A 13,157-nucleotide genomic window follows, 5' to 3' on the forward strand; every position below is an offset into this window, starting at 1 on the left:
GTTCGTTTCTTCATTGAAAAGAGCGAGAAGAGTCTCTCCTCGCCCTCTAATTCGTGCTCGTTTCTTAGTTCTGAACCATTTCTTCAGCAACTTCGACAGTTCCTTCAATACGCTCGATGTCAGCACCGAGTGCTTGAAGTTTCTTGTGGAAGTCAACGTATCCACGGTCGATATGATATAAATCTCCAACGCGTGTCTCTTCTTCCGCGATGAGACCTGCTAGAATAAGTGCTGCTCCGGCACGAAGGTCCGTTGCGACAACTTCCGCTCCTTGAAGGCGTACGCCACCTTTGACGATTGCTGAACGTCCTTCAATCTTAATGTCCGCGTTCATACGACGGAACTCTTCGACGTGCATAAAGCGATTCTCAAACACCGTTTCCGTGATGACAGATGTACCGCCCGCTTTCAAGACGAGTGCCATCATTTGTGACTGCATGTCTGTCGGGAATCCTGGGTGTGGCATCGTCTTCACATCAACCGGCTTCAATTCGTCTGGTGCCGTGACACGCATGCCTTCTGCCGTATCCTCGAAGTGGACACCCATTTCTTCCATTTTTGAAATCAATGGACGAAGGTGCTCACGTTCTGCACCGATGACTTCGATGTCACTACCTGTGATTGCACCAGCAACGAGGAACGTACCTGCTTCGATGCGGTCTGGAATAATCGAGTGTTCTGCACCGCGAAGTGTTTCTACACCTTCGATGCGGATTGTTTCTGTACCTGCACCGCGAACGTGTGCGCCCATTCCGTTTAAGAAGTTCGCAAGGTCGACGATCTCAGGTTCTTTTGCAACGTTCTCGATGATAGTCGTACCCTCTGCAAGCACAGCTGCCATCATGATGTTCTCTGTCGCACCAACAGATGGGAAGTCCAAGTAGATTTTAGCACCTTGGAGACGGCCTTCTACAGAAGCTTCTACGAATCCGTTTCCGATGACCGTTTTCGCACCCATCGCTTCGAATCCTTTTAAGTGGAGGTCAATCGGACGTGAGCCGATTGAGCATCCGCCCGGCATTGCTACACGAGCGTGACCGAGACGGGCAAGAAGAGGTCCCATGACGAGGATTGAAGCACGCATCTTCCGCACGTACTCAAGCGGTGCTTCATCTTTGATGTCGCCCGACGCATCGACAGTTACTTCATTCTTTTCTTCATTGAACGATACCTCTGCACCGAGGTGACGAAGTACTTTGTTAATCGTGTACACGTCAGCAAGACGTGGTACGTTTTGTAAGATTGACTTTCCTTCGCTAGCTAATAGAGTGGCAACCAATGTTTTGAGTACGGCGTTTTTTGCTCCCTCAACGCGCACAGTACCTGACAGTTTACGTCCTCCACGGACTACGATCAAATCCTTCATATCTCTCTTTGTCCTCCAACTTCATTGTTTTTTTATATAGTGCGTCGATATCCGAATCCGGATGTGATGATGTCGATTATTTGAATGGTTTGCAAAACGTGATGATTTTTCATTCATTAATCAATCTGAATAATAAATAAGTGCAAATTGAATGAAAAAAACATCATGTCAGACGAATTTATCCTACATGATAATCATATAGGAGTCGTTACAGCAGGATTACAGTTTGTTAAATATTCTGCGACTACTGTATAGGTGCGAGCGCCTGCGCCAGTCGAATGTACTCCAAAAAGAACTGGGCAATCAGTGAACCGAAGACAACCGCTACGAGAACGCGCAAGACAGCAGCTTGCGGACTCCTCACTTGATTGAGCAACTTATCCCATTTGACGGGTAAGAGTGCCCACCAAGCGACGTAGATCGCTATGATATAAATCGCTAGCGAAAATACGGTATTGACCATCGACGATTCCCCTCTTTTCTAAAATTCGTACCATTTTTAATCATATCATGACATGTTAGAGAAAAAAAGACTTAGGGTCTTAAGCTTCGAGCGGTTTGAACCATTCGATCAACTCACTTTCTCTACAAGCACACCAAAAGGGACGTCATCAGCAGTAAGGTCTTACTACAGTAATTGACGCCCCTCACATATTTCAAACATTATTCAATCGATTCGTCAAGGCTACGAGACCAGCGAATCGCTTCGACGTAATATTGAGACCAATCCGAATCTGTGTTATGGAGCGGAATCGTCAACTGTTCGTAGTCGATGACATCCTCTAACAACTTTCGCAAACCGTTCTGTTCACCGAGTAACGCTGCCTTTACAGGAGGCGCCACCGGAAGCTCTGCAATCAACGTTTGCATTGCCTCATCGAGAATGACGTCGAGTGATGAAAAGATTCCCGTAATGAATGCATCAAACGGTAATACATCTGTCAATGTATCCTCCGCAATCAACTCCATCATTTTTCCGCGAATGACACTCTGTTTAATCAGTTCTTTCGATTCAGACGTCTGCATCTCTCGAAGAAGCATCAAATAAGACCATCGTTTCAACTCATCTAGTCCGATTCGCGCGACGGCTTGCTCGATTGATTCAATCGTTCGACGACCTTTTTGATACACCGTATTGACCGTACGGAGCATCTTATAGGATAGGTCGACACTTCGCTCAATTTGCGCTGAAATCCGTCGAAAACTCGGTTCCGGACGATCGAGCTCTTTCAACATTTCAATGAGCGTGTGACGCAACGGATGCACTTCGGCCCCGTGCACCACGATGGGACGACTAAAGAAGTACCCTTGGAACATTTTATATCCGAGTCGTTTCGCAATCTCATACTCTGCGGGTGTCTCGATTTTTTCCGCCAAAAATTCGACTCGGTGTCCGAGCGCATCAATCAATTTTTGCTGTTGATCGACTGGGGTCGCTTGATAGTCGATTTTGATGATGTCGGCGAGTCCAATCAATGGGCGATATTTCTCTTCAAATACGAAATCATCCAGTGCAATCGTATAACCTTGACGTCTTAACGAGCGGAGAGACTGTAATACTTTCTCCGTCGGTTCGACATGTTCGAGCACTTCGACGACGAGCGATTGACGTGGTAGCAACGAAGGCACTTCCCCTTCAATCAACGTCTGAGGGAAATTGATGAACGCGCGCGTCCCTTCTGTCAATTCCCGAAAATTGAACACAAGGTAAGCGTTATGAATGACGTCAGCTGTTGCCAACGAATCATCTACGTTCTCAAAAATATTATTTTCGCTGCGGCGATATAACAATTCGTAGCCGCAAACGCGTAATTGTTGGTCAAAAATTGGTTGTCGCGCAACGTAAACTTTCATTCCCTAATCTCCTTTACGGTAGTTCCCACCTTTATTATCGGTCTTCTTCCATATATTTTTTACTAGTCCCGTCATTTAGAAGCACGACAAAAGACCCATCTTTTCCAAAAAACAACAAAAAAACTCCCACACTTTCGTGTGAGAGTCATTCTTATTCTTTCATATCGCGAATGCTTAAGCGGTTGATCGCTTTTTTGAGCGCAAGTTCCGCACGACGGAATTCGAGTTCCGAGAGCTTCGTGTCTTGAAGACGACGCTCGGCACGAACTTTCGCCGCAGAAGCGCGATCATAGTCGATCTTATCCGCCATTTCGGCTGTTTCAGCTAAGATCGTCACCGTGTCGGGACGAACTTCCATGAAACCGCCGCTGATTGCGATCAGCGTGCGTCCACCATCTTCGTGGCGCAGCTTGAGGACTGAGACGTCGAGTGGCGTCACCATCGGGATGTGCTTTGGCAAAATACCAAGCTCACCAGTGACCGATTTGGCGATGACCATTCGTGCGTCTCCTTCAAAGGCTGCACCATCCGGGGTGACGACGTTGACGTGAACAGTATTCATCGTCTAGTTTCCCCCTTCCGCGTAGGTCTTAGACCAACGTCTTCGCTTTTTCGATGACGTCTTCGATTGGACCGACGAGACGGAATGCATCTTCAGGAAGATCGTCGTGTTTACCTTCGAGGATCTCTTTGAAGCCGCGTACTGTCTCTTTGACTGGCACGTACGAACCTTTTTGGCCCGTGAACTGCTCAGCCACGTGGAAGTTTTGTGATAAGAAGAACTGAATACGACGTGCACGGTGAACCGTGAGTTTGTCGTCTTCAGACAACTCGTCCATCCCGAGGATAGCGATGATGTCTTGAAGTTCTTTGTAACGCTGAAGCGTCTGTTGAACGTTACGTGCAACCTCATAGTGCTCTTTCCCTACGATTTCAGGAGAGAGGGCACGTGAAGTCGATGCGAGCGGGTCAACGGCTGGGTAAATCCCCATCTCCGAAAGACGACGCTCAAGGTTTGTTGTTGCATCAAGGTGGGCGAACGTTGTTGCCGGAGCCGGGTCCGTGTAGTCATCGGCTGGTACATAAACCGCTTGAATCGAAGTTACCGATCCTTTTGCAGTCGATGTGATTCGCTCTTGAAGCATACCCATTTCAGTCGCAAGTGTCGGCTGGTAACCTACCGCCGATGGCATACGTCCGAGAAGGGCTGAAACCTCAGAACCTGCTTGTGTGAAACGGAAGATGTTATCAACGAAGAGAAGAACGTCTTGTCCTTGCTCGTCACGGAAGTACTCTGCCATTGTCAAACCAGTCAAGGCAACACGGAGACGTGCACCAGGTGGTTCGTTCATCTGACCGAAGACCATCGCTGTTTGCTTGATAACGCCTGAGTCCGTCATCTCGTGGAACAAGTCATTCCCTTCACGCGTACGCTCACCGACTCCTGCGAATACAGAAATCCCGCTGTGCTCTTGCGCGATGTTGTTGATGAGTTCCTGGATGAGGACGGTTTTCCCTACACCGGCACCACCGAAGAGGCCGATTTTACCACCTTTGATGTATGGTGCGAGAAGGTCGACGACTTTAATCCCTGTTTCAAGGATTTCAACTTTCGTTGACAATTCGTCAAATGTTGGCGCTTGACGGTGAATCGGTGCACGAAGCACGTCAGCTGCCACTTCTTTATCATCGATCGGGTTACCGAGAACGTTGAAGACACGTCCAAGTGTCGCTTCTCCAACTGGTACCGAAATCGGTGATCCTAAGTCAAGTACTTCCATACCGCGGCGAACGCCGTCAGTTGAGTCCATCGCAATCGTACGGACCGTGTCGTCACCAAGGTGAACAGCTACTTCGAGCGTCAAGTCGACACTAACATCGTCCGCTGTCGCTGCCACGTGTGTGACTTTGAGAGCGTTGTAGATGTTCGGTAAGTGGTTGTCGAACTTTACGTCGATAACTGGGCCCATGACTGCGACTACGCGGCCTTTCATGCCGTATTCGTTCATCGTGTTAGCCTCCTACAATCTAGAGGGCGTGCGCTTATTCAAGCGCCGACGCACCTCCGACAATCTCTGTGATTTCTTGTGTGATCGCTGCTTGACGCGCGCGGTTGAATTTGAGTTTGAGTCCGCGAATGAGTTCATCCGCATTGTCTGTCGCACTCGACATCGCCGTCATCCGGGCTGCGTGCTCTGACACTTTCGCATCGAGCAATGCGCCGTAGATGAGTCCTTCCGCATAACGTGGGAGGAGCGCCGCTAAGATCGTTTCTTCTTCTGGTTCGTATTCATACATCACATTGGATGCGGACTGTTCGATATCCCCGAGCGGGAGCAATTGTTGAATCTTCACTTCTTGGCTGATGACCGAGATGAACGAGTTGTAGCAAAGCTTCAATTCATCAATCTCGCCCTCGCTGAAGGCACCTACCGTCTGTTTGACGATTTCTGCGACTTCAACAAAAGTTGGTTGGTCGTTTAGCCCTGTCATCGCGCTATACACCGGAATGTTGCGTGACTTGAAGAACTGGACACCGACTTTCCCGATTACGTAAAGACGATACTCATCTGTTGATGTGTGCTTGTCTTTGAGTTCACGGTACACGTCACGCAAGACGCTGGCGTTGTATCCACCTGCGAGTCCGCGGTCTGACGTGATGACGATATAACCAGTCCGTTTGACGGGACGTACTTGAAGCATCGGGTGTGTCGCGCCTGATGTACCACCGGCGATCGACGAGATGACTTCTTGCAACTTGTCCATGTACGGCTTGAAGTTGGCGTTGTTCCCTTGGGCCCGGTTCAACTTTGATGCCGACACCATGTTCATCGCTTTCGTGATTTGCTTCGTGCTTTGGGTCGAGGTGATCCGCATCTGGATCTCACGTAATGATGCCATTTCGATTCACCACCTTAATAGACGCTCGTCACCGGATTAAACCGATGGCGAGAACGTCTTTTTGAATTCCGTAATTGCGTCGACCATTGCCTCGTCTGAAGGAAGGTTTCCTGTCTGACGGATTTCACGGCAGAGGTCTTTACGGTTTTGGTCGAGCCATGCGTTCATTTCTGTTTCGAAACGACGGATGTCTGTGACTGGGATGTCATCGAGATGACCTTTCGTGAGTGCGTAGATGATGATAACTTGCTTGTCTACAGAAAGCGGTGCGTTCAAGTCTTGTTTCAAGACTTCAACCGTACGCTGACCACGGTTCAACTTCGATTGTGTCGCTTTGTCGAGATCTGATCCGAACTGAGCGAACGCTTCGAGCTCACGGTAAGACGCGAGGTCAAGACGAAGTGTACCAGCAACTTTCTTCATCGCTTTCACCTGTGCCGAACCACCAACACGTGATACTGAGAGACCGGCGTTGATCGCTGGGCGTACCCCAGAGAAGAAGAGGTCCGACTGAAGGAAGATCTGACCGTCTGTGATCGAGATAACGTTTGTCGGGATATATGCTGAGATATCCGATGCTTGTGTCTCGATGAACGGAAGTGCTGTCAATGAACCACCGCCGAGTTCGTCGTTCAACTTCGCTGCACGCTCAAGAAGGCGTGAGTGGAGGTAGAAGACATCCCCTGGGTAGGCTTCGCGGCCTGGAGGACGACGGAGAAGGAGCGAGAGCTCACGGTAAGCTGCCGCTTGTTTCGAAAGGTCATCATAAACGACGAGGACGTGTTGTCCGCGATCCATGAAGTACTCACCCATCGATACCCCTGCGAATGGTGCGAGGTAAAGAAGTGGTGCCGGCTGTGATGCCGATGCCGAAACGACGATTGTATAGTCGAGCGCTCCGTTTTGACGAAGCGTCTCTACTACGCCACGTACAGTCGATTCTTTCTGACCGATAGCAACGTAGATACAAATCATGTTCTCTTCTTTTTGGTTGATAATCGTATCGATGGCAACAGATGTTTTACCTGTCTGACGGTCACCGATGATGAGCTCACGCTGACCACGACCGATTGGAACGAGGGCGTCAATCGCCTTAATTCCTGTTTGAAGTGGTTCGTGAACCGATTTACGTGCCATAACGCCGTAAGCTTTACGCTCAATCGGGTTATACGTGTCAGTCACGATTGGTCCAAGACCATCGATTGGTTGTCCGAGTGGGTTGACGACACGTCCGAGGAGTGCCTCACCAACTGGAACTTCCATGATGCGACCTGTACGTTTGACAGAGTCGCCTTCTTTGATACCTTTGTAATCGCCAAGGATGATAATCCCGACGTTACCTTCTTCTAAGTTTTGCGCCAAGCCCATTACGCCGTTAGAGAACTCTACGAGTTCCCCCGCCATAACGTTATCGAGTCCGTGTGCACGAGCGATACCGTCACCTACTTGAATGACTGTACCTGTCTCGCTGACCTCGATTTCAGAACCGTACGAAGCGATTCGTTCTTTTAGCAGGGCGCTGATTTCTTCAGCTTTGATTGTCATTGAATTCACCCCTATTTCTTACGCATTCAACAATTCACGCTCAAGGCGTGTAAGTTTCGTTTCGATCGTATCATCGTACGTCGTGTATCCGACTTGGACACGGAGTCCACCGATGACTTCTTCATCGACGACGTTCTTCAATTGGAGCGTCTTCCCGAGCTTCTGTCCGAAGACGAGTTCGACGTCTTTCAAGTCTGTTGCCGACAACGGGTAGGCGCTTGTGACAATACCCTCTGCAATCCCACGGTAGTCGTTGATCAATTCGCGGACGTAACGTGGCAATGCGCGAACCTCTGCCGCACGGTCGTTTTCGACCATGACGAGAAGTGTGTTCACGACAATCGCCGTCATATCACCAAAGCTGTCTTTTAAAAGCTGTGCAAGCTCGCTGTCACTGACTGCCGGATTCGTTAAGAGATCCATGAGTTCAGGAGTCGCGTGGAGCACTTCATCGAGCAGACGCACTTCCGCTTCGACTTGGTCGAGCGTGCCTTGTTCCCGCGCTAAGTCGAAGAGCGCTTTGGCATAGCGTTTTGCTAATGATGCGTTCATCAGTTCGCACCTTTCGCTTTAGACAGGAAGTCTGTGACGAGGGCACGTTGTTTCGCTTCATCGCCTTTAAGGTCTGATTGAAGGACGTGGCGTGCTGCCGAAAGCGCCTGTGTGACGACTTCCGTTTGAAGAGATTGTTTCGCAAGCTCACGCTCGCGCTCAATCGCTTTCTCTGCCTCGATTTTAATTTGTTCGGCTTCCAAACGCGCCTGCTCCACCAAGCGTGCTTGTTCTGCTTCTGCTTGTCGACGGCTGGCGTCGAGCATTTCTTTTGACTCAGTACGTGCTGCACTGAGTGCATCACGTTGTTCAACGACATAATGTTCCGCATCTTTGCGGCTCTTTTCAGCGAGTTCAATTTCGTTCGCTACATACTCTTCACGCTGTCTCATCATTCCAAGGAGTGGTCCCCAAGCAAATTTCTTCAACAGGGCCAAGAGTACGAGGAATGTGAAAATTGTAAAGATCATATCCAGAATGCGGAGGCCTTCGCCGCCAGCACCAGCTGCAATCATCATCGTATCCATGCATACCCTCCTCTTGACTAAATAAGTGAGGGAGACGTGCTCCCTCTCATGCTATTCTCGTTAACTCGGAATCAAGAGTTGAGGAGAAGGAAACCGACAGCCACACCGATGATCGGGAGGGCCTCAACCAAACCGATACCGATGAACATTGTTTGACGAAGTTCGTTCTTGAGTTCTGGTTGACGTGCTTGTCCTTGTACTGTTCCGTATACGATCAAACCGTTACCGATACCAGCTGCGAGTGCTCCAAGTCCGATAACAAGTGCTGTTGCGAGAAGATTAAGTTGTTCCATTGTGTATATTCCTCCTAAAAGTTAAGTAAATAATTTGTTTGTAACGCTTTGGCGAGATGTCCGAATCAATGTTCGGCCGAAGCTTTGTGCCCGATGTACACCATTGCAAGCGTCAGGAAAATGTAGGATTGGATAACCCCGATAAAGATTGAGAAACCTTGCCATAGAATCATTGGGAAGACCGCAAAGATTGCACCGAGCGGGTTGAGTGCGCCTTCGGCTGTAATCGCGAGTCCCAAGATGATGGTAATCATGATTTCACCGGCAAAGATGTTACCGTATAGACGCAAACCGAGCGTCAACGTGTTCGCAAACTCCTCGATCAATTTGATCGGAAGCAAGAACCAGACTGGTTTTACGAATTCCGCCGAATAGTGTTTCAATCCGTGCAGTTTCACCCCGTAATAGTGCGACATTGCAACGACGAGTGTCGACAACGCCAAGGTTACGTAAGGATCGGCTGTCGGTGAGTTGAACCACAAATAGTGTCCGGAAATGACGTTAAACGGTAGACCCATCAAGTTTGAGAAGAGAATGAACAAAATCAACGTCATCCCAAATCCAATAAAGCGTCCTCCTGTCTTCCAGTCCATCGCACTTGCGATGATTCCACGTACGAACTCCGCGAAGAATTCCATGAAGTTTTGTTTGCCAGTCGGCTTCATTGCCAAACGTCTTGTCCCCCAAATGGCGAATACGAAGACGAGTAACGCTGCAACTAGCACTGTAATGACGTTCGTCCAGCTCCCGTATAACGTATAGTCCCCAAAGTGCAGAGAATATGTGGGAAACTCATGACCCATTAATATTCACCTCTTTTCCTGCTGAGCTGGGCAAGTGTAAACTCGCCAAATTGTATGATGTGGCCGGCGATTAGACCAGTTACCACCGCGATGACGGACACTCGATCCTCGTAGAGAAGACCGACTATCACTGCTAACGCACCGACCGCCATTCTTGAAACGGTCCCGTGCGACTTTGGTCGTCGTCCATGCTCGATGACGTCATACATACGTATGACACTTCGATTCTGCATATGTAGAATGATGAGACTCCCGACCCCGCCGATGAACAATCCGAGAAAAACGGCTTTGTACATCGGGACGATGAAGGCGCCAACTAACAAAATTGCAAACCAAATGGTAAACCATTTCGTATAACGCTTCATCAACTCTTTTTGTGCTTTTCTGTCTGCTTGAATCGTATTCATTCGTCCTCTCCTGTCAATAAACTCCGAAGGGTGAGAACTAGCGCCGTAACCCCGAACACGAGTCCAAGGATAATCGACACATTCCAACCAAACGTGCCCCAAAATTCACGTCTTTCGCCGTACTGTCCGACGAGATAACCGATGACAATCGGTCCAGCAAGTGCTGTCGAGATTTGTGAAGCGAGCGAGGCATAGGATAGATAACGATTGTCTTTTTTCGCCATCCAAATCCCCCTTTCGAGTCTCACGTGCTCCCTTGTTCTTCACGAATTCACACTCGCGTGACCATCAAAAGTCACACAAGTTCAGAGTAATAGAAATGGCATAAGAAGTCAATGAATTTCACAATTATAAAAGCGCTTTAAATCAAGTCGTATCAATAGTTTTACGCACTTCATAAACTAAACGATCAAAGCACTTTTTTAAGAAAGTGTGAAGAAACGTTGAAATAAAAATGTTGACTTTATAACATTTCACAAACGGAATCAGATGAAGAATAGTTCAGTTATACCCCCACGTTTTGGAAAATTCAATCGGTAAACGCTTACGTTCACAAAGAGTTACGAAACGTCTGTTGACTTCATTTTGAAATCGTTTTCAACGTCCTGTATCAGTATACCGAGGATGTTTTTACCATGTCGAGCGATTTCGCCCATTTTTTTGTGAGGAATCTCATACTGTTCAAAATCCCTTTCTCAATCCTGGTTTTATATTCGAAATCGAGGGATTCTATTTAAATAAGAAAGAATAGATAAATTCCATCCCAGTTCGCCATTCTTCTCGCTCTAGTTTTGTGTCTATTTTGTGACATCCGTAAATGATAAATATTATTCAGTGTCAATCGTAAAAAAAGCGAGAATCGCATAGGCGATTCTCGCTTTTAAGTCATTACTTCGTACCAAACAAACGGTCACCCGCATCCCCAAGTCCAGGAACGATATAACCGTGGTCATTTAATTTTTCATCGAGTGCAGCAAGATAGATCTCTACATCCGGATGTTCTGCTTGTACACGCTCTACGCCTTCTGGTGCTGCGCAAAGGCATGCCAACTTGATTGACTTCGCTCCGTGTTTCTTGAGTGATGCAATCGCATCAACAGCCGAACCACCTGTCGCGAGCATCGGGTCAACAACGATAAAGTCGCGTTCTGTGACGTCTGTCGGAAGTTTCAAGTAGTATTCGTGTGGCTCAAGTGTTTCCGGATCGCGGTAAAGACCGATATGACCGACTTTTACGTTCGGCATCATTTTGAGGAACCCATCCACCATACCAAGTCCTGCACGTAAAATAGGGACGATTCCCAATTTCTTGCCGGCAATCATCTTTTGAGTGGAAACAGAGACCGGTGTCTCGATTTCTACGTCTGTTAGGGGTAGGCTGCGCGTGATTTCGTATGCCATAAGTGAAGAAACTTCGTCGACGAGTTCACGGAACTGCTTCGTCCCCGTCTCTACTTTACGCATAATCGTCATTTTGTGCTGAATCAAAGGATGGTCATAAACATGTACTTTTCCCATCTTGCTTCACTCCTCTCTCATTCTCTCTCGAGCATTGTACCCTAACTCTGTTGAGATGGGTAGAGCCAACTTCTATTTTATCAAAGGTCAGACGCCACTTATGGTTGAATGACCTGGAAATAATCATTGCCCGGAAGTTCATACGATTGAGATGTGTGTTGATCGACTAAATAGAGTTCTGTTTCCGTTTTCCATACGTCAAAGGATTGCTCAGTCAATTCTTCATACAGATGCAAGTCTCCGATTTTGATAGCTGTAGACGGTTTTTCATGCGGCTGAATATGAGACAAGGCGTCAAACAACTCTTGCGTTTTCGGTCCGTCTAGCCAGATTGTATCTTGATCCGATTCAAAAACTGCCAGGCGCGTTTCCCTTTCGGCGGGGCGCGTGGACATCTTGTTTGTCACAGGACGGCGGACATGTCCCCAAATTTCAAGGACCGTTCCATATGTTTTCGATAACGATAACGACGTCTCTTCAGCCACATCCCCTTCAATCGGTCGATCAGATAAGATGATGCGTTTCATGAGTTCGCGATGATTTCCCTTTAGCGAGAGCTCTTCTTTCGGATCGACTTTCATATAAGGAGCCTCATATATATTCGGTAGGATGAGTTGTTTGAGCGAGGACGCCTCTCCGATTTGTAGGGTGAGACGATCATCGGCACGCCTCGTCAAGAAAACATACCCTTCATTCTCTCCGCTTTGAAACGGGAATAGTTTTGGTTCAATGATCGGGTCAAGTGTACGCCCATTTCGAATCGTCTCGAACGTCACATAGATCGCTCCCGTATCCGGTGTCGTATAACGGAAAGCCGAGTCGGGCATTACTTCTTCATGCGTCTCGTTCAATGTGAACGTACTTGTAATCGATTCAAGGTCATCGATGCGCTCAAACTCAATTGTCGAGACCACTTTCGACTCTTGAAAGCGCTCTTGTTCGAGCGCTTCAAACGCTTGAATCGGCTCCACGGCAAACGTTCGCTCCATCAACTCATTGCTGTTCGCGCAGGTCACGTAACGTTCATCACCCGCCGCAAAATATTTCACCGTTTTGGAACCGAGTACTTCATAGAGCGGATGATGAAATGTCACTTCTGCCACCTTGGCTCGTCGCTCTGGTAAGACATCTGTCGGACGACGCTCACAGTATGTAAGTAGCTTCTCTTGTGTTTGTTTCATTAACGGTATCTCAGGATCTTGCTCGACTCGATAGGAAGACAAAGGACGTAATTCAATCGCGTTCAACGTCTCGGCACCACATCCACTCAACAAGATACAACTGAGCAAGATTCCCCAATACGTACGCATTGATGTTCCTCCTCATTCCCAATTAGGTGGAAACCACCTAAATTTTTCTTGTACATCATAACATAGAACCTATTTTTGTGA

Annotated in this window: 15 protein-coding genes; all 15 read right to left on the reverse strand. The window is 48.0% G+C overall.

Annotation, left to right across the window (positions count from 1 at the left end):
- Positions 1 to 64: 64 nt before the first annotated feature.
- Positions 65 to 1,366 (reverse strand): UDP-N-acetylglucosamine 1-carboxyvinyltransferase, encoded by a 1,302-nt coding sequence (murA, locus tag Q9R25_RS08915; RefSeq protein WP_012727351.1) that lies wholly within the window; start codon positions 1,364 to 1,366, stop codon positions 65 to 67.
- A gap of 244 nt (positions 1,367 to 1,610) precedes the next feature.
- The gene (locus Q9R25_RS08920) at positions 1,611 to 1,829 is read right to left on the reverse strand and encodes a DUF1146 family protein (RefSeq protein ID WP_031422262.1); all 219 of its coding nucleotides are present in this window, start codon (positions 1,827 to 1,829) and stop codon (positions 1,611 to 1,613) included.
- 200 nt (positions 1,830 to 2,029) lie between these two features.
- On the reverse strand, positions 2,030 to 3,220 hold the full coding sequence (locus tag Q9R25_RS08925) for an EAL and HDOD domain-containing protein (protein ID WP_031422261.1): 1,191 nt from the start codon (positions 3,218 to 3,220) through the stop codon (positions 2,030 to 2,032).
- Between the two features lie 151 nt (positions 3,221 to 3,371).
- The gene (locus Q9R25_RS08930) at positions 3,372 to 3,782 is read right to left on the reverse strand and encodes a F0F1 ATP synthase subunit epsilon (protein ID WP_012727354.1); all 411 of its coding nucleotides are present in this window, start codon (positions 3,780 to 3,782) and stop codon (positions 3,372 to 3,374) included.
- Positions 3,783 to 3,810: 28 nt separating this feature from the next.
- Positions 3,811 to 5,229 carry a F0F1 ATP synthase subunit beta gene (gene atpD / locus Q9R25_RS08935; RefSeq protein ID WP_012727355.1) on the reverse strand — a complete coding sequence of 473 codons (1,419 nt, stop codon included), beginning with the start codon at positions 5,227 to 5,229 and terminating at the stop codon, positions 3,811 to 3,813.
- Between the two features lie 34 nt (positions 5,230 to 5,263).
- Positions 5,264 to 6,121: an ATP synthase F1 subunit gamma gene (atpG, locus tag Q9R25_RS08940; protein ID WP_012727356.1), complete on the reverse strand. Its 858-nt coding sequence runs from the start codon at positions 6,119 to 6,121 to the stop codon at positions 5,264 to 5,266.
- 36 nt (positions 6,122 to 6,157) lie between these two features.
- Complete coding sequence (atpA, locus tag Q9R25_RS08945) at positions 6,158 to 7,666, reverse strand: F0F1 ATP synthase subunit alpha (RefSeq protein ID WP_012727357.1); 1,509 nt, start codon at positions 7,664 to 7,666, stop codon at positions 6,158 to 6,160.
- Between the two features lie 18 nt (positions 7,667 to 7,684).
- Entirely contained in the window at positions 7,685 to 8,218 is a 534-nt protein-coding gene (locus Q9R25_RS08950) for a F0F1 ATP synthase subunit delta (RefSeq protein ID WP_012727358.1), read from the reverse strand.
- Positions 8,218 to 8,745: a F0F1 ATP synthase subunit B gene (gene atpF / locus Q9R25_RS08955; protein WP_012727359.1), complete on the reverse strand. Its 528-nt coding sequence runs from the start codon at positions 8,743 to 8,745 to the stop codon at positions 8,218 to 8,220. The genes Q9R25_RS08950 and atpF overlap by 1 nt, the downstream gene beginning before the upstream one ends.
- 71 nt (positions 8,746 to 8,816) lie before the next feature.
- Complete coding sequence (gene atpE, locus Q9R25_RS08960) at positions 8,817 to 9,038, reverse strand: F0F1 ATP synthase subunit C (protein ID WP_012727360.1); 222 nt, start codon at positions 9,036 to 9,038, stop codon at positions 8,817 to 8,819.
- Between the two features lie 65 nt (positions 9,039 to 9,103).
- Positions 9,104 to 9,841 (reverse strand): F0F1 ATP synthase subunit A, encoded by a 738-nt coding sequence (atpB, locus tag Q9R25_RS08965; RefSeq protein ID WP_074035724.1) that lies wholly within the window; start codon positions 9,839 to 9,841, stop codon positions 9,104 to 9,106.
- The gene (locus Q9R25_RS08970) at positions 9,841 to 10,248 is read right to left on the reverse strand and encodes an ATP synthase subunit I (protein ID WP_074035722.1); all 408 of its coding nucleotides are present in this window, start codon (positions 10,246 to 10,248) and stop codon (positions 9,841 to 9,843) included. Before Q9R25_RS08970 ends, atpB begins: the two co-directional genes overlap by 1 nt.
- A complete protein-coding gene (locus Q9R25_RS08975; protein WP_012727363.1) occupies positions 10,245 to 10,472 on the reverse strand; it encodes a hypothetical protein in 228 nt (75 codons plus the stop codon). Before Q9R25_RS08975 ends, Q9R25_RS08970 begins: the two co-directional genes overlap by 4 nt.
- A 664-nt stretch (positions 10,473 to 11,136) precedes the next feature.
- Positions 11,137 to 11,766 carry a uracil phosphoribosyltransferase gene (gene upp, locus Q9R25_RS08980; RefSeq protein WP_012727364.1) on the reverse strand — a complete coding sequence of 210 codons (630 nt, stop codon included), beginning with the start codon at positions 11,764 to 11,766 and terminating at the stop codon, positions 11,137 to 11,139.
- Between the two features lie 98 nt (positions 11,767 to 11,864).
- Positions 11,865 to 13,076 (reverse strand): hypothetical protein, encoded by a 1,212-nt coding sequence (locus Q9R25_RS08985; protein ID WP_196431271.1) that lies wholly within the window; start codon positions 13,074 to 13,076, stop codon positions 11,865 to 11,867.
- Positions 13,077 to 13,157 lie beyond the last annotated feature (81 nt).

Origin of the sequence: Exiguobacterium sp. BG5(2022), assembly GCF_031844365.1 — a bacterium.
Classification (GTDB): domain Bacteria; phylum Bacillota; class Bacilli; order Exiguobacteriales; family Exiguobacteriaceae; genus Exiguobacterium; species Exiguobacterium profundum.